At 62.3% G+C, this 15,896-nt stretch carries 16 protein-coding genes; 6 read left to right on the top strand and 10 right to left on the bottom strand.

Going from position 1 to position 15,896, the window contains the following annotated elements; genetic code table 11:
- Positions 1 to 14: 14 nt before the first annotated feature.
- Complete coding sequence (locus tag DBO85_RS14135) at positions 15 to 1,676, top strand: bifunctional protein-serine/threonine kinase/phosphatase (protein WP_108107911.1); 1,662 nt, start codon at positions 15 to 17, stop codon at positions 1,674 to 1,676.
- Between the two features lie 403 nt (positions 1,677 to 2,079).
- Here DBO85_RS14135 and DBO85_RS14130 read toward each other — a convergent pair whose 3' ends face one another.
- The 9 genes from DBO85_RS14130 to DBO85_RS19130 form a co-directional block, all read right to left on the bottom strand.
- Positions 2,080 to 2,352 (bottom strand): hypothetical protein, encoded by a 273-nt coding sequence (locus DBO85_RS14130; protein ID WP_146168212.1) that lies wholly within the window; start codon positions 2,350 to 2,352, stop codon positions 2,080 to 2,082.
- A gap of 88 nt (positions 2,353 to 2,440) precedes the next feature.
- On the bottom strand, positions 2,441 to 2,854 hold the full coding sequence (locus tag DBO85_RS14125) for a VOC family protein (RefSeq protein WP_108107909.1): 414 nt from the start codon (positions 2,852 to 2,854) through the stop codon (positions 2,441 to 2,443).
- A gap of 376 nt (positions 2,855 to 3,230) precedes the next feature.
- The gene (locus DBO85_RS19140) at positions 3,231 to 3,497 is read right to left on the bottom strand and encodes a hypothetical protein (protein ID WP_139203102.1); all 267 of its coding nucleotides are present in this window, start codon (positions 3,495 to 3,497) and stop codon (positions 3,231 to 3,233) included.
- A gap of 143 nt (positions 3,498 to 3,640) precedes the next feature.
- On the bottom strand, positions 3,641 to 4,216 hold the full coding sequence (locus tag DBO85_RS14120; RefSeq protein ID WP_108107908.1) for a suppressor of fused domain protein: 576 nt from the start codon (positions 4,214 to 4,216) through the stop codon (positions 3,641 to 3,643).
- A gap of 93 nt (positions 4,217 to 4,309) precedes the next feature.
- Complete coding sequence (locus DBO85_RS14115; RefSeq protein WP_146168211.1) at positions 4,310 to 4,660, bottom strand: hypothetical protein; 351 nt, start codon at positions 4,658 to 4,660, stop codon at positions 4,310 to 4,312.
- Positions 4,661 to 4,735: 75 nt separating this feature from the next.
- Positions 4,736 to 5,062 carry a hypothetical protein gene (locus DBO85_RS14110; RefSeq protein ID WP_146168210.1) on the bottom strand — a complete coding sequence of 109 codons (327 nt, stop codon included), beginning with the start codon at positions 5,060 to 5,062 and terminating at the stop codon, positions 4,736 to 4,738.
- Positions 5,063 to 5,152: 90 nt separating this feature from the next.
- Positions 5,153 to 5,620, bottom strand: coding sequence for a tetratricopeptide repeat protein (locus tag DBO85_RS14105; RefSeq protein WP_108107905.1), 468 nt, complete (start codon positions 5,618 to 5,620; stop codon positions 5,153 to 5,155).
- A gap of 81 nt (positions 5,621 to 5,701) precedes the next feature.
- Positions 5,702 to 5,974 (bottom strand): hypothetical protein, encoded by a 273-nt coding sequence (locus tag DBO85_RS19135; protein WP_146168209.1) that lies wholly within the window; start codon positions 5,972 to 5,974, stop codon positions 5,702 to 5,704.
- A gap of 75 nt (positions 5,975 to 6,049) precedes the next feature.
- Positions 6,050 to 6,760: a hypothetical protein gene (locus DBO85_RS19130; RefSeq protein ID WP_146168208.1), complete on the bottom strand. Its 711-nt coding sequence runs from the start codon at positions 6,758 to 6,760 to the stop codon at positions 6,050 to 6,052.
- Between the two features lie 594 nt (positions 6,761 to 7,354).
- Between DBO85_RS19130 and nirB the strand changes: the two genes are divergently transcribed.
- From nirB to DBO85_RS14080, 5 genes are all read left to right on the top strand, one after another.
- A complete protein-coding gene (gene nirB / locus DBO85_RS14100; RefSeq protein WP_108107904.1) occupies positions 7,355 to 9,805 on the top strand; it encodes a nitrite reductase large subunit NirB in 2,451 nt (816 codons plus the stop codon).
- A 28-nt stretch (positions 9,806 to 9,833) separates the two neighbouring features.
- Positions 9,834 to 10,166, top strand: coding sequence for a nitrite reductase small subunit NirD (gene nirD / locus DBO85_RS14095; protein ID WP_108107903.1), 333 nt, complete (start codon positions 9,834 to 9,836; stop codon positions 10,164 to 10,166).
- A 24-nt stretch (positions 10,167 to 10,190) separates the two neighbouring features.
- Entirely contained in the window at positions 10,191 to 12,899 is a 2,709-nt protein-coding gene (locus DBO85_RS14090) for a nitrate reductase (protein ID WP_108107902.1), read from the top strand.
- Between the two features lie 14 nt (positions 12,900 to 12,913).
- Complete coding sequence (cobA, locus tag DBO85_RS14085) at positions 12,914 to 13,651, top strand: uroporphyrinogen-III C-methyltransferase (RefSeq protein WP_108107901.1); 738 nt, start codon at positions 12,914 to 12,916, stop codon at positions 13,649 to 13,651.
- Between the two features lie 86 nt (positions 13,652 to 13,737).
- Positions 13,738 to 14,967 (top strand): transporter substrate-binding domain-containing protein, encoded by a 1,230-nt coding sequence (locus DBO85_RS14080; protein WP_108107900.1) that lies wholly within the window; start codon positions 13,738 to 13,740, stop codon positions 14,965 to 14,967.
- 229 nt (positions 14,968 to 15,196) lie between these two features.
- Here the strand turns inward: DBO85_RS14080 and DBO85_RS14075 are convergent, their stop codons facing one another.
- A complete protein-coding gene (locus DBO85_RS14075; RefSeq protein ID WP_108107899.1) occupies positions 15,197 to 15,856 on the bottom strand; it encodes a thiopurine S-methyltransferase in 660 nt (219 codons plus the stop codon).
- Positions 15,857 to 15,896: the final 40 nt, after the last annotated feature.

The raw sequence follows: 15,896 nt of genomic DNA, 5'->3' as shown, positions 1-15,896 counted from the left end.
CCGGAGGCGGTCCCATGCCGCTGCAACTGAGCTTCGGCGAAGCCAGCGGCGCCGGCCCGCGCGAGGAGAACCAGGACGCCATCCGCGTGGTCACCCCGGCACCGCTGCTGGCGGCGAGCAAGGGCTACCTGTTCGCCATCGCCGACGGCGTCAGCCAGTGCGCCGATGGCGGCCTGGCGGCGCGCGCCACCCTGCAGGCACTGGCCCTCGACTACTACTCCACGCCCGAGACCTGGACCGCCACCCAGGCCCTGGAACGCCTGCTGATGGCGCAGAACCGCTGGCTGCAGGCTGGCAGCAACGGCCAGCCGCTGCTGACCACACTCAGCTGCATGGTCCTGCGCGGCCGCCGCTTCACCCTCGCCCATGTCGGCGATTGCCGGGTCTACCGCTGGCGCAACGGCGCCCTGGATCGACTCAGCGAAGATCACGTCTGGGAACAGCCGGGCATGCAGCATGTGCTCAAGCGCGCGCTGGGGCTGGATCAGCATCTAGTGGTGGATTACCGCGACGACGAACTCGCCCTGGGCGATCGTTTCCTGCTGGTCAGCGACGGCGTCTGGAGCGTGCTGGCCGACGCCGGCATCCGCTCCATCCTGCGCGATGAAGCCGATCTCGGCGCCGCCGCTCGCGCCCTGGTCAGCGCCGCCCACCTGGCCGGCAGCCAGGACAACGCTAGCGCCCTGCTGCTGCAGGTCGACAGCCTGCCCGACGGCGACCTGGGCGACAGCCTGGCGCAATTGGAACACTGGCCGGCGCCGCCGCCGCTGCGTGCCAACCAGTGGTTCGAGGGCTGGCACATCGAGCGCAGCGTCGCCGAGTCGCGCCAGTCACGCCTGCTGCGGGTACGTGACAACCAGCAACGACCCTGGCTGCTCAAGACCCTGCCGCCGGCACGCCAGGACGACCCGGCCGCCGGCCAGGCGCTGCTGCTGGAAGAGTGGTTCCTGCGCCGGGTTGCCGGACGCCACTTCCCCGAGGTCCATCCGCTGCCGCAACGCCAGCACCTGTACTACGTGATGCGCGAATACCAGGGCCAGACCCTGGCCGAGCACCTGCGCCTGAGCGGCACCCTGGCGCTGCCGGAGTGGCTCGACATCGCTCCGCGTCTGCTGCGCGCGCTGGGCCTGCTGCACCGGCGCAACATCCTCCATCGCGACATAAAGCCGGACAACCTGCACTGGGGTGACGACGGCGACCTGCGCGTGCTCGACTTCGGCCTGGCCTACTGCCCCGGTCTGTCGCGCGATGCGCCCAACAGCCTGCCGGGAACCCCCAGCTTCATCGCCCCGGAAGCCTTTGCCGGCGCCGCCCCGGACGCACGCCAGGACCTCTACGCCGCCGGCGTCACCCTGTATCAGCTACTCACCGGGCACTATCCCTACGGCGAGATCGAGGCCTTCCAGCACCCCCGCTTCGGTACCCCGGTACCGGCCAGCCGCTATCGGCCCGACCTGCCCGCCTGGATCGACGAACTGATGACCCGCGCCATCAGCGCCGACCCGCGCCAACGCTTCGAGACGGCAGAGGAATGGCTGCTGGTACTGGAGCGAGGTGAGCGACAGTCACTCTCGGTACGGGCAAAACCGCTGCTGGAGCGCGAACCGGTCAAGGTCTGGCGCACCCTGGCGCTGGTCTCGCTACTGGGAAATCTGCTGCTACTGCTTCTGCTCTGAAAGGATGGCGCCGCGCACGCTAGTGCTTGCCGGCTGGCGCCAAACGACTCAACGACGAACGTCAGCAAGGGCCGCCTGCAATCTCGCCAGCGCTTCATCCAGCGGCAGATAGGCCAACGCCTGAGCGGCAGACAGATGTGCGGAGCAGAACCACTCGAAACCACCGGGGTGCCCAAGCATTCCATCGGGCAGGCAGCTGAAATCCGCAAACTCCACATACCCCCCGGCGCCTCCTGCCCGGACGCTAGCGCCACCACAGTTGCTTTGGCAGAGCTGACAGATTGCTGGTTTCATTTGCGGAGGCTCCGGGGATTCAGGGAAAGCGAAGAGCGTCTGGCCGCTTGCGACAGCCAGCCGGCCGGCCGGCGCCACAGGATAAAATCGCGAGAGTTGAAGCAACTGGTTAAACCTTTGCCAGCGAAGCCCTTAGCCCTTGCAGATGCGCGTGCCCGGGCCCGGAGAAATCGCCACTCACCTCCAGAACCGCGCCATCAGCGCGGATAAAGACAAATATCCCGTAGTGGTTGTCCACATCATCAAATCCAATGAACCTGACCACCTCGCCCTGCCTGAGATCGCACAAGTCTGCCAGCACGGAATACTCGTCACCCGGACGCATATTCAGCTCGTTCAACTGCCAGGAATTGGAAAAGACGTAGTCGGTAATGGTTTTCACGGCGCCCTCTGAGGCAAGCAAAGCCGATAAAAGCACGAACAAAACAGGGCAGACTCATCTGCTGAACCAGCCCAGTTTCTACATACCGTTACTCGGGCAAGTGGCAAACCGCCTCTATATTGTTGCCTTCCGGGTCGATGACGAAGGCTCCGTAATAGTTCTCGTGGTAGTCCGGCCTCAGGCCCGGCGCACCGTTGTCCTTGCCGCCCGCCGCAATCGCCGCCTGGTAGAACTCATCGACCTGGGCACGATTCGCCGCTCGCCAGGCCAGGTGACAACCGGACGTGGCCGCCGGGCCGCCATGAGGCGAAGGACCATCGATGAACCAGACATCCGCCTTCTTGCCGTCGGGCTCGGACGCATCGGGGTAGGCGAATCCAAGCATGTTCGAACCGTAATTTCCTTCGAAACACAGGCTGTAACCCAGCGGGGCGAGAGCGGCGCTGTAAAACGCCTTGGTGCGGGCGATATCGACGACGCGAAAAGTCATGTGATCCAGCATGCAAAGCTCCTTGAGGGGGATATGTGCGAGAACGGCACCTGGATACTGTATTTATATACAGTTATTCGTACAAGCCAGCGGACGCGAACCGCGTCCCAAATGGGATTCCCGACGCTGGAAACGGAAACCCGTCAAAGGCTTGCGCTGACTAACGTGCCTGGCCTTCCGCGGCAAAGCTCCGATCACCTGCCGAGGTAGCCGGTCGAATCGCTGGGCGATCCACCGCTGAGCAAACCGCAATCAAAGGGAACAGATTTATTTCAGAAGCCGCCGATCTACCCTATAAACAACTCCGTCCCCTTTTTCCACAGCTTGCACGCTTACTCCAACTGACGGGTAGTCACACATATTTAATCGGAGCCGAGTCGTACGACACTCACCATTCGTAAAAGCGGGGCTCAAATATTTTGGGGTTTACTTTGTAAGTTCCGTCAAGTGCTTCCGGCATCAGTTCTGGATGCTCGGAATATAGTGGATTTACTATTTTCAGCAGAATTTCGGCCATGACTTTAGCGGCGCCTCGGCGATAAGAGTCAAATTCTTCTTGTGTGCAGTTATCACGGACAAGTGCAATGCTATCGTTTAGTTGAGCATTGATCTGCATCATCAGGATGCTGATTTTTTCAGCAACTTCATTATTCACGGGATACCTCTTGCGCCTAACGTTTGAGTTCAGGCCGCGGCCCGACAGGGCCGTCGCGTCTGCAACGAATGGTTGGGCCGCAGCACACCATTTTTACGGCCTTTCATAAAGCCAACTGCCGCATGACATGCCTCGTATGAACATTATGAAATTACCGAGGGCCTTTGAATATCGAATATGTCAATTTGCTTTTCATTGAAGAGGTTCTCTAAGGCATCAATGCCAAACTCTACAAGATGGTCTTTCTCTGCATCTGAGATTGGCAACATCAAGAGACAATGGACAGACTGACCGTCGACCGTAAAGTTACCTAATCCGCGCCATGGGAAGGGGGCGACGAATGCGACATGCTTTAGAGTTTTTGAGATCCCGTATTGGACTAGGATATTTTCGATATGAGCACCGTAGGTAATGTTCGCTCCATTCTTCACGCTCTCAAAAACACAACTTGCTACTAAATTGTCTACGTACGGCGTTGCGGACGCGCAAGCAGCAACCACCTCCACGTTAACGACTTCTGTCCCAGCACGCTGATCGCGACTGCTTAAGCCTACGGAGGCATATGAAGACACCCCAATAGCGGGACAGTCCTGTCCGCTTACAATGAAGCAGTTATAGGCCCCATCGTCATCTGCAAAGCGTACGACCTTAGTCTCTAGTCCGAAGGCTGACCTGAGAGCCCTTCCGAGTTCGCGCTCAAAAGGAGTTGGATCAGTCATGGCTCACCTCTCTGATATGCGGCCCAACGTTTGGTTAAGGGGCCGGCTTTAGCCGGTCCCGCAGTGAGCGAAGCGAACGACTTGAACCATTTGTTAGGCATCTTCACTGCCGCTGCTTTGGGCTTTTCTCAGCATGGCCGCCTTCAACCATTCTTTGGCTCTTTGCTTTCCCTCTGCGACCTGCTCGGGATCTCGTTTCTCTACTTCCTGAGGAGGAGTAATTTCGTGCTGTTCAGCTTGGATAACACGAAATGAGATTGTCTGCCCGTCTTGTATGTCTGGTAGCTGCCACAGCCAGGTCTCATCGTCACTGCTTGCGTGTGCCCACACTCGCATATGGTCTCTTGGCACATTTGCAAGTTGGACACTGGCAGGGCCGCCGTCTGGTGCTTGGAGAAGCTTTACTCGCTGGCCATCCACAAGTACTTCGATTGCACGTTTCATTTAATGCCTAACGTTTGGTTAAGGGGCGGGCTTTAGCCCGTCCCAGTGAGCGTAGCGAACGATTTGAACCAGTGGTTAGGCGTTCGGCTCCATGGTGGACTGCTTGATTTCAAGATTTTTCTTTTGTTTCTCTGCTCGTTTCTTGCTTCTGTTGACAGTGCACTTAATAATCTTCCCAGAGTTTCTTTTTGAATTCGCTCTTTCACTGTCTTTGAAGATGTTCGGGTTGTTGCCGTATTTGATAAAAATGGCATCAAATTTTGCCTGCAGAGATTTGTACTGCTCTGAGCTGCGGATACACTGCTCTTGCTCCGGAGAGCAGGGGCGTGGGAAGAGTGCTCTCTTGGTTTTTGAGATTTCCCGCATTTCCCATAGATCCTGATCTCGCTCGGATGCGCTCATTTGGATTGCCTAACGATTAAGCTAACGGGCGGCCAAAAGCGCAGCTTTTGGACGTCCAGCGAACGAAGTGAGCGGTAGTTGAGCGCATTGTTATATGCTGCCTCGCAGCTCGGATAGTAACTCTTGTGCTTCTTCAATGTCGGCCTCGCACATGTTGCTGCTGATGATGGCGAGGTTTAAATACTCAATCGTTCTTTCTTTTTCTTTGGGGCTTACCATGTAGAGTTTGGCTAGCTCCAAAGCGCCGCTACCGTCTCCAGACTCAATGGCTCGCTCAAACCAATGTTTGGCTTTTCTGATGTCGCCTTTTATTCGGTAAGAAATACCTAGATTGACGAGGGCGGTTATTTCACCGCCTTCTATTGCCGTGAGCTCCCACTCAATTGCTTTGTCATAGTCGCAATTGACACCTTCGCCACATGTGTACATTGACGCCACACGCGTCATACAGGAGGTGCTTCCTTTCTTTGCTGCCTGCATGAAGGCTGAGAACGCACCTACGAAATCACCTTTCTCGTAGAGTTCATCGCCTTTTAGGAAGAGCTCGTCAGCATCCATGTTCTGCCTGCATATAACGTTTGGTTAAGGGGCCGGCTTTAGCCGGTCCCAGTGAGCGTAGCGAACGATTTGAACCATATGTTAGGTGCCGCTATGGAATATTGTTTCTGCTGCGCTGACATAATTAAACCCGATGTTTTCAGCGTGTTTAGACTGGTAGTAACGTAAGCGAGATATAAACCCTTCACTACTCCAGCTGCCCCAGCCGTACATTTCTTTTGGTAAGTTGTGAAAAGCATAAGCCAGATCATGCGCTTGCTCACCATCCAGATAACGAAGTTCTATAAATGCGTTGTGCATCAGATCGCACAGCGCAATTCTTTGCTCTTCGGATGGTAGTTGGGATTGAGGCATGTGGTACCTAACGTTTGGTTAAGGGGCGGGCTTTAGCCCGTCCCAGCGAGCGGAGCGAGCGATTTGAACCATTTGTTAGGCATTTGAGGCACAAAGTATGGCTAGAGCCTCTTTAAGGTTGTGCTTTTGCCACTCTCCCTCAAAGCGCTCTCTGACATATGTCAAGTCGAAGTCAGCTGGTTGAGTAAGCACATTTGTTGCTGTGGTTGTAGTTGTTTTGTATTTAAGCGTTCCGCTCAGGTGCCTGTGGTCTCTTAAAAACATTGCCTGCTCTTCTGCGCTGCTGAAATTACCTTCGAGTTCTCCTTGCAGCGTGACCAGTAGAGATGAATTAGGTGCGAGAACAGCGGAGTTCTGTATTGGGCTGGAGTCTACTTTATTAAAGGCTTTCACTGGGGTTAACAGTTTGATCTTGTATTTTTTGTCTTCTTCTATGGTGAAGATAAGGTCGCTTAGACTGGTCGGCGTGGATTGGTTATTTATTATGCAGAGCTCTGCTTTTAAGCTTGCCTTGTTGAAGGAGTGCCCATTACCACTTGAGAATCGCCCGCTTGCCTCCAGTATCTGCACTGTGAGCGTCTCAGATTTCTTAACTTGCTCTGACGACCATATTTTAAACGTAGCAAAATAGAAGCAGGCTAATGCTGCGAGATATGTTGCATAGGCTGCGTATATGCCAAGCTTTCCAAGTGATGGCGTTATGAGCGCAATTATGAAGCAGCATATGCCAAATTTCGCCGCGCCAACTTCAAATATTTTTATTAGATACTCTTTATGCTGGTTCATATTCAGCCTTTGCCTAACTATTATTAGACATCAAGTGGTGTGTTTAAACGCACCATTTGGTGGATAACATTCCTGTCATTTTGGGGTTTCCCTCTCTAGACCGCAGCCTTGCGCCGGAGCGGCACAGAAGTGGGGAGTTATGCACCATGGATGGCAGGTCCAGTTCTTCCGCAATGACAAAACCGAGTTGCCGACCTTATGCCAAGCCCCGGCCATGGTCCACGCAGAAAACCGGTAGCGGTACGCATTTCTTTGCGCTGCCCAGGCGCTTCGTCGTCCGTCCGCTCAGAGCCGACCCTATAGCCAGGGACTAGGCTCACCACCGCACCGAAACAGCGCAGCCCGCCTCCATCAGGTGCAAGAAGCCAGGCAACGAAAACCAGCAGAACCCCGCCAGCCCAGCATTTGCGCCCTGCCCCGGCACCTGGCACGGCATCTGCTTTGTCCGCTGCAACAGCATCATAGAGGTCGGCGGCTCAATGGCGAGCCACCCTCCTCCCCCGACAGATCGGGATCAGGACAAAGGCGTCCTGTCAGGCAACTGGCAGGGCGCTTTTTTGTTTTCCAGCTTCCGGTACGGCGACGGAGAAGAACATGCAGAAACTCAAACTGGTAATGGTCGGCAACGGCATGGCCGGGGTACGGACCCTGGAGGAGCTGCTCAAGCTCACCCCCGACCTGTACGACATCACCGTCTTCGGCGCCGAGCCGCACCCCAACTACAACCGCATCCTGCTGTCGCCGGTGCTGGCGGGTGAGCAGACCTTCGAGGAGATCGTGCTCAACGACCTGGACTGGTACGCGCAGAACGGCATCGAGCTGAAGCTTGGCCGCAAGGTGGTCGACATCGACCGGCGCAACCGGGTGGTGATCGCCGATGACGGCAGCCGCGCCGAGTACGACCGCCTGCTGCTGGCCACCGGTTCCAACCCGTTCATCCTGCCGGTGCCGGGCCACAAGCTCGACGGGGTGATCGGCTATCGCGACATCGCCGACACCCGAATGATGATGGAAACCGCCAAGGTTCATCGCCACGCGGTGGTCATCGGCGGTGGCCTGCTCGGCCTGGAAGCGGCCAATGGCCTGAAGCAACGCGGCATGGACGTCACCGTGGTGCATCTGGGCGGCTGGCTGCTGGAACGCCAGCTCGACGAGACCGCCGGGCGCCTGCTGCAGACCGCGCTGGAAGGCCGCGGCATCGCCTTCCGCCTGGGTGGCGTCACCGAGGAGCTGATGGACAACGGTGACGGCCGCGTCTGCGCGGTGCGGCTGAAGGACGGCGAGGTGCTTGCCGCCGATCTGGTGGTGATGGCCGCCGGCATCCGCCCGAACACCGAACTGGCCGAGAAGGCCGGCATTCCCTGCAACCGCGGCATCCTGGTCAGCGACACCCTGCAGACCTTCGACCCGCGCGTCTACGCGGTCGGCGAGTGCGCCAACCATCGTGGCACCGCCTATGGCCTGGTCGCGCCGCTGTTCGAGCAGGCCAAGGTCTGCGCCAACCACCTGGCGCAGTTCGGCATCGGCATCTACAAGGGCTCGGTGACCTCGACCAAGCTCAAGGTCACCGGCATCGACCTGTTCTCCGCCGGCGACTTCCTCGGCGGCGAAGGCACCGAGACCATCACCCTCTCCGACCCCATCGGCGGCGTGTACAAGAAGCTGGTGATCAAGAACGAGGTGCTGGTCGGCGCCTGCCTGTATGGCGACACCGCCGACGGCGGCTGGTATTTCCGCCAGGTGCGCGAAGGCGCCAACATCAGCGAGATCCGCGACCACCTGATGTTCGGCGAGAACGCCATCGGCGATGTCGGCCACCAGGGCCAGAACAGCACCGCGAACATGCCCGACGACATGGAAGTGTGCGGCTGCAACGGCGTGTGCAAGGGCACCATCGTCAAGGCAATCCAGGAGAACGGGCTGTTCTCGGTCGACGACATCAAGAAGCACACCAAGGCCGCCAGCTCCTGCGGCTCCTGCACCGGCCTGGTCGAGCAGATCCTGATCAGCACCGTCGGCGGCGCCGCCGATGTGAAGCCCAAGAGCGAGAAGGCGATCTGCGGCTGCAGCGACCTCAACCACGGCCAGGTGCGCAAGGCGATCCGTGACAACCACCTGACCAGCATCAGCGAGGCCATGCAGGCCATGCAGTGGCGCACGCCGAATGGCTGCGCGACCTGCCGCCCGGCGCTCAACTACTACCTGATCTCGACCTGGCCGGGTGAGGCCAAGGACGACCCGCAGTCGCGCTTCATCAACGAGCGCGCCCACGCCAACATCCAGAAGGACGGCACCTACTCGGTGGTGCCGCGCATCCTCGGCGGGGTCACCAATGCGGCCGAGCTGCGCCGCATCGCCGACGTCGCCGACAAGTACCAGGTGCCGATGGTGAAGATCACCGGCGGCCAGCGCATCGATCTGCTCGGCATCCGCAAGGAAGACCTGCCCAAGGTCTGGAAGGATCTGGACATGCCCAGCGGGCACGCCTACGGCAAGTCGATCCGCACCGTGAAGACCTGCGTCGGCCAGGAGTTCTGCCGCTTCGGCACGCAGAACTCGACCCAGATGGGCATCGACCTGGAGCGCGCGCTGAGCTTCATGTGGTCGCCGCACAAGGTGAAGCTGGCGGTCTCGGGCTGCCCGCGCAACTGCGCCGAGTCGGGCATCAAGGACGTCGGCATCATCGGCGTCGACTCCGGCTGGGAGCTGTACATCGGCGGCAACGGCGGGATCAAGACCGAGGCCGGCGAGTTCTTCGTCAAGGTCAAGACCGCCGAGGAAGTCATGGAATACAGCCTGGCCTTCATCGAGCTGTACCGCCAGGAAGCCTTCTACCTCGAACGCACCGTGCACTACATGCACCGCGTGGGGCTTGAGCACATCAAGAAGGCGGTGCTGCATGACGAGGCACGGCGCAAGGAACTGCACCGCAACCTGGTGTTCGCCCTGTCGCTGCAGTCCGACCCCTGGAAGCAGCAGATCGAGCAGCCGGCGCTGAACCGGCAGTACCAGCGTATCGACGTGCGCCCGCTGGAAAGCGTCTGACCCCCTCGCCGGCCAAGGAGAACTGCAAATGAACTGGCTCGATATCTGTGCCCTGGACGAGATCAATCCACTGGGCTCACGTGTGGTGGCCGCCCCTGGCGGCGACATCGCGATCTTCCGCACCGCCAGCGACGAGGTGTTCGCCCTCGACGACCGCTGCCCGCACAAGGGCGGCCCGCTGTCCCAGGGGCTGGTCTTCGGCAACACCGTGGCCTGCCCGCTGCACAACTGGCAGATCGACCTGGCCAGCGGCGCGGCCCTGGCCCCGGATGTCGGCTGCGCCCACCGCCACCTGACAAGGATCGAAGGCGGCCGCGTGCAGCTGGCCCTGAACAGCAAAGAAGAATGCAGTCCCAGCTGACCGCGTCCGACGAGAGCACCTGCCATGCCTGATATCCAAACCACCGCCTCGACCTGCTGCTACTGCGGCGTCGGCTGCGGCGTGCTGATCGAGCACGACGCGCAGCAGATCCTCGGCGTGCGCGGCGACCCGGACCACCCGGCGAACTTCGGCCGCCTGTGCAGCAAGGGTTCGACCCTGCACCTGACCGGCGATCTGGACGCCCGCGCGCTCTACCCCGAACTGCGCCTGGGCAAGCAGCTGGCGCGCAGCCGCAGCGACTGGGACAGCGCCCTGGATCACGCCGCCAGCGTGTTCGCCGAGACCATCGCCGAACACGGTCCGGACAGCGTCGCCTTCTACATCTCCGGCCAGTTGCTGACCGAGGATTACTACGCCTTCAACAAGCTGGCGCGTGCGCTGGTCGGCAGCAACAACATCGACTCCAACTCGCGCCTGTGCATGTCCAGCGCGGTGGTCGGCTACAAGCGCAGCCTCGGCGCCGACGCCCCGCCCTGCTCCTACGAGGACATCGAGCTGAGCGACTGCCTGCTGATCGCAGGCAGCAACATGGCCTACGCCCACCCGGTACTGTTCCGCCGCCTGGAGGAAGCCCGCGCGCGGCGTCCGGAGATGAAGATCATCGTCATCGACCCGCGCCGCACCGATACCTGCGAGCTGGCCGACCTGCACCTGGCGATCCAGCCGGGCAGCGACGTGGCGCTGTTCCACGGCTTGCTGCACATCCTGATGTGGGAAGGCTGGATCGACCGCGCCTTCATCGAGGCCCACACCGACGGCTTCGACGCGCTCAAGGCGCTGGTGCGCGACTACACCCCGGTACTGGTCGCCGAGCTGTGCGGCATCTCGGTGGACGAGCTGCAGGCCTGCGCGCGGATGATCGGCAGCGCGCCGAGCTTCCTGTCGCTGTGGTGCATGGGCCTGAACCAGTCCACCGCCGGCAGCGCCAAGAACAGCGCGCTGATCAACCTGCACCTGGCCACCGGACAGATCGGCAAACCCGGCAGCGGCCCCTTCTCGCTGACCGGCCAGCCCAACGCCATGGGTGGCCGCGAAACCGGCAGCCTGAGCAACCTGCTGCCCGGCCACCGCGAGACCGGCAATGCCGAGCACCGCGCCGAGGTCGCCGGCTACTGGGGCGTCGAGACGCTGCCCGAGGCGCCCGGCCTGAGCGCCATCGAACTGTTCGACGCGGTGCATGACGGCCGCATCAAGGCACTCTGGATCGCCTGCACCAACCCGGCCCAGTCGCTGCCCGACCAGACCCGTATCCACGAGGCGCTGGCAACCTGCCCCTTCGTCGTGGTGCAGGAAGCCTTCTTCACCACCGAGACCTGCCGCTACGCCGACCTGCTGCTGCCGGCCGCCAGCTGGGGCGAGAAGGAAGGCAGCGTGACCAACTCCGAGCGCCGCGTCAGCCACGTGCGCCGTGCGGTGCCGGCACCCGGCGAGGCGCGCCCGGACTGGGCCATCACCTGTGACTTCGCCCGTCGCCTGGAACAGCGCCTGCGTCCCGGCCAGCCGAGCCTGTTCGACTTCGCCGCGCCCGAGGCGCTGTTCGAGGAATACAAGCAGCTCACCCGTGGCCGCGACCTGGACCTGACCGGCCTCAGCTACGCCCTGCTCGACGCCCGCGGCCCGCAGCAGTGGCCGTTCCCCGAAGGCGCCAGCGAAGGCCGCGCCCGGCTGTACGCCGATGGCATCTTCCCGACCAGCGATGGCCGCGCGCACTTCATCGCCGACGCCTACCGCGCACCGAAGGAGAAGCGCGACGCACGCTACCCGCTGACCCTCAACACCGGCCGCCTGCGCGACCAGTGGCACGGCATGAGCCGCACCGGCACCAGCGCCCGCGCCTTCGGCCACGTCGAAGCGGCGGTGCTCGGCCTGCACCCGGACGAGCTGAGCCGCCGCCGGTTGAGCAGCGGTGATCTGGTCAAGGTGCGCAGCCGTCGCGGCAGCCTGGTGCTACCGGTGCAGGCCGACGACAGCCTGCGTCCCGGCCAGGCCTGGTTGCCGATGCACTGGGGTGATCGCTTCCTCAAGGGTCTGGGCAGCAATCTGCTGACCCTGCCGGCCTTCGATCCGCTGTCCAAGCAGCCGGAGCTCAAGCACGCCGGCATCGAGGTGAGCAAGGCCGAGCTGCCCTGGCAGCTGTTCGCCCTGGTCGAAGGTGATGTGCAGAAGCGCTTCGAGGCCCTGCGCCCGCTGTTCGAGGACTTCGCCTATGCCAGCCTGACCCTCACCGGCCGCGAGCGCCCGGCCCTGCTGATTCGCGCTGCCCGCGCCGAGGCCCCCGCAGCCGAACTGCTGGCTCGCCTCGATGTGCTGCTGGGCGTCGATCACGGCCCGGTGCTGGCCTACGACGATCCACGCCGCACCGTCGGCAAGCGCGTGCGCATCGAGCAGGGGCGCATCACCGCGATCCGCCTGGCCGGCGAGACCGCCGCCCGCGACTGGCTGCGCGCGCTCTGGAGCGAAGGCAGCGCCGACGACAGCCTGCGCCGCTGGCTGCTCGCCCCGCTCTCCGCGCCACCCGGCGGCAGCAGAAGCGCCGGCAAGACCCTGTGCAACTGCCTCAACGTCAGCGAGGCGGCGGTCTGCGCCGGCATTGCCCGCGGGCTGGATCTGGACGGCCTCAAGCAGGAACTCAAATGCGGCACCAGCTGTGGCTCCTGCGTCCCCGAAATCAAGCGCCTGCTGGTCACCCAGCCGGTTGCCGTCAGCGCCTGAAGAGGAAGATCAAGATGAGTGCAAAAGTCTGGCTGGTGGGCGCAGGCCCCGGTGATCCCGAACTGCTGACCCTCAAAGCGGTGCGCGCGCTGCGCGAGGCCGCGGTGGTGATGATCGATGACCTGGTCAACCCGGCGGTGCTGGAACACTGCCCGCAAGCGCGGGTGATCGGCGTCGGCAAGCGCGGCGGCTGCCGCTCCACGCCGCAGGCGTTCATCCATCGGCTGATGCTGCGCTATGCGCGCCAGGGCCATTGCGTGGTCCGCCTCAAGGGCGGCGACCCGATGATCTTCGGCCGCGGCAGCGAGGAAGCCGACTGGCTGGCGGCCCACGGCATAGAGGCCGAAGTCGTCAACGGCATCACCGCCGGGCTGGCCGGCGCGACCCAGTGCGGCATTCCGCTGACCCTGCGCGGGGTTTCCCGCGGCGTGACCCTGGTCACCGCCCACACCCAGGACGACAGCAGCCTCAATTGGGCTGCACTGGCGGCCAGTGGCACCACGCTGGTGGTGTACATGGGCGTGGCCAAGCTCGGCGAGGTGCGTGACCAGCTGATCGCCGGTGGCATGCGTGCGGACATGCCGGTGGCGCTGATCGAAAGCGCTTCACTGCCGCAGCAGCGCGAATGCCGTTGCGACCTGGCCGGCATGCAGCAGGCCGCGGCGGATTTCGCCCTGAAGAGCCCGGCGGTGCTGGTGATCGGCGACGTGGCAACCGCCGCGCGCGAGGCGGTCCTGGCCATCAGTGCCTGAGAGCACGGCAAGGCGCGATCGGCTAGGCTAGGCTGTGCGCTCGGGTCGGCGATTTCCGGCCCTGCCCGGATCAAGGACGCTCTGCCATGCTCAAGACCCTCGCTATCGGCCTGGGCTGCCTGCTTGCCCTGCCTGCGCTGGCTGCCGCCCCCGCCGCCGTACCGACGAACATCCGTCTCGACACCAGCCAGGAGCCGCCCTACCAGATGTTGGTAGATGGTCAGCTCGGCGGCCTGGCGGTCGAGGTGGTGGATTGCATCTTCGAGCGGCTGCAGCAGCCGCACAGCATCGAACTCACTTCCCTCAACCGCGCCCGCCTGAACGTGCGCCAGCAACTGGCCGAAGGCTTCTTCAGCGCCGCACCCGATCCGCAAAGCGACGCCTATGCCGAGCTGTCCGCGCCGCTGCTGATCGAGAAGTGGTACTGGTACGCCCGCGATGCGCAGGTGCTCAACCGGCAACCCTGGGAGGGCGAACTGCGCATCGGCGGGGTGCTGGGCAGCAACAGCCTGGCCTGGCTCGAGATGCGCGGCATCAAGGTGACGCAGACGGTCAGCCGACATGAACAACTGGTCAAGCTGCTGGAACGCGGGCGCATCGACCTGTTTCTCGCCGATCAGCAGGTCATGCGCAGCGTGGCGGCAGACGTACAGCCGCCCCTGCACCAGCGCTTCGCCCGCTACACGCCGCTGGGCGTCTATTTCGCCCGCGAGTTTCTCGACCAGCATCCCGGCTTTCTCAAGGCCTTCAATCGCCAGGTGCAGGATTGCGCGAAACCCGGTGCTCCGCTGGAAGAGCCGGAGCAGCGCCTGCTGCGCCAGCTGGCGGCGCATCACCTGCAGCGCTGGGGCAAGCACCAGCTGCTGCTCGCCGCGCTGCAGGAGCCACGACCGGCGCTGGAGCAGGACAGCATCATCGCGCTCGACCGGCAGTGGGTAGCGGCTCGTGAGCAAGGACAGTCGACCCTGCTCGGCGAACGTATTGCCAGCCACCCCGCCTCGGCCTACCTGCGCCAGGTGCAGCAGCGTTATGCGCCGCTGTTCGGCGAGATATTCATCGCCGACGAGCAGGGCCTGGTGGTCGCGATGAGCCAGCCGACCAGCGACTACTGGCAGGGCGACGAGGCCAAGTTCCTGCAGACCCGGGGGCTTGCAGAGGGCGAGGCGGTCATCGAAGCACTCAGCTACGACGCCTCCAGCCAGAGCTTCCTGGTCCAGCTGCACCTGCCGCTGTTCGACGCAGGCGGCCGCACCCGACTGGGCACCCTGACCATCGGCATGAACATCGAAGCGGTCTTCGCCCAGAGCGGGCCTTGAGGGGCAGGTTTTGCGTGTGGCTGATCCAGCCTTGGCGCTTCACGCTGATCGGCGGCACCAGCCCGACGTAGGGTGGATGACGCTCTTTTCATCCACCGTCGCGATGGCACAACGGTGGACGGAAGAAGCGTCGTCCACCCTACGAAAGCCGATGCGGCGGACCGCAGCCTTCGCAGTGCGCAATCCCGATGGTTCCCACGCTCCGGCGTGGGAACCATCCGCACCTCGATCAGCCGGCTCTGGTCAGCGCATACACGCTCTCGTGTAGCGCCTCGATACCGCGCTTGAGAAATTTCCAGTTGCTGCCCAGTACGTCCTCACGCTCGAGCAGCTGGATCTGCCATGCATCACCCAGACCGGCATGCACTTCCGCATCGGGCACGGCGAAGGGTGGCCCTTCCATCTGCGCCTGGTCGTAGTCCAGGGTAACCAATAGCCCGCGGCACCCGTCAGGCAGCAACCGCCCCAGGGCCGCCAGATAATCGCTGCGCATCGCGGGCGGCAGAGCGATCAGCGCCGCGCGGTCATAGAGCGCCTCGCAGTCGGCGACGTCCTCGGGACGCAGCGCAAAGAAGTCGCCGCACCACAGCTCGATGCCCTGGGCCGAGAAGGTACGAAACGCACCCCGCTGGCCGATCTGCGGTTCCAGCTGCTGTTCGGCGAAGAAATCCACCACCGCCTTCTCCGCCAGCTCGATGCCGAGCACGCGATGCCCCTGGGCCGCGAGCCAAAGCATGTCGCGCGACTTGCCGCACAAGGGCACCAGCACCCGACTAGCCGCGGACAGCTGCAGCTGCGACCAGAAGCGTTGCAGATAGGGATTGACCTGCTCCTGATGAAAGCCGATCTCGTCGCGCGCCCAGCGCGCCTGCCAGAAATCCTCGTGCACCGCCCACCTCCAGAATCTGCCGAGCCGGCATTCTAAAGGC

This window comes from Pseudomonas mangrovi (assembly GCF_003052585.1).
In the GTDB taxonomy this organism is placed as follows: Bacteria; Pseudomonadota; Gammaproteobacteria; order Pseudomonadales; family Pseudomonadaceae; genus Aquipseudomonas; species Aquipseudomonas mangrovi.
Note: the sequence above shows the minus strand (reverse complement) of the source record. Positions and strands in the feature narration are given on the sequence as shown.

Excerpts from the sequence above, each read along its gene's own strand:
- DBO85_RS14135 (WP_108107911.1), top strand. The coding sequence starts at position 15 with ATGCCGCTGCAACTGAGCTTCGGCGAAGCCAGCGGCGCCGGCCCGCGC.
- DBO85_RS14125 (WP_108107909.1), bottom strand. The coding sequence starts at position 2,854 with ATGCTGGATCACATGACTTTTCGCGTCGTCGATATCGCCCGCACCAAG.
- DBO85_RS14120 (WP_108107908.1), bottom strand. The coding sequence starts at position 4,216 with ATGACTGATCCAACTCCTTTTGAGCGCGAACTCGGAAGGGCTCTCAGG.
- DBO85_RS14115 (WP_146168211.1), bottom strand. The coding sequence starts at position 4,660 with ATGAAACGTGCAATCGAAGTACTTGTGGATGGCCAGCGAGTAAAGCTT.
- DBO85_RS14110 (WP_146168210.1), bottom strand. The coding sequence starts at position 5,062 with ATGAGCGCATCCGAGCGAGATCAGGATCTATGGGAAATGCGGGAAATC.
- DBO85_RS14105 (WP_108107905.1), bottom strand. The coding sequence starts at position 5,620 with ATGGATGCTGACGAGCTCTTCCTAAAAGGCGATGAACTCTACGAGAAA.
- DBO85_RS19135 (WP_146168209.1), bottom strand. The coding sequence starts at position 5,974 with ATGCCTCAATCCCAACTACCATCCGAAGAGCAAAGAATTGCGCTGTGC.
- DBO85_RS19130 (WP_146168208.1), bottom strand. The coding sequence starts at position 6,760 with ATGAACCAGCATAAAGAGTATCTAATAAAAATATTTGAAGTTGGCGCG.
- nirB (WP_108107904.1), top strand. The coding sequence starts at position 7,355 with ATGCAGAAACTCAAACTGGTAATGGTCGGCAACGGCATGGCCGGGGTA.
- nirD (WP_108107903.1), top strand. The coding sequence starts at position 9,834 with ATGAACTGGCTCGATATCTGTGCCCTGGACGAGATCAATCCACTGGGC.
- DBO85_RS14090 (WP_108107902.1), top strand. The coding sequence starts at position 10,191 with ATGCCTGATATCCAAACCACCGCCTCGACCTGCTGCTACTGCGGCGTC.
- cobA (WP_108107901.1), top strand. The coding sequence starts at position 12,914 with ATGAGTGCAAAAGTCTGGCTGGTGGGCGCAGGCCCCGGTGATCCCGAA.
- DBO85_RS14080 (WP_108107900.1), top strand. The coding sequence starts at position 13,738 with ATGCTCAAGACCCTCGCTATCGGCCTGGGCTGCCTGCTTGCCCTGCCT.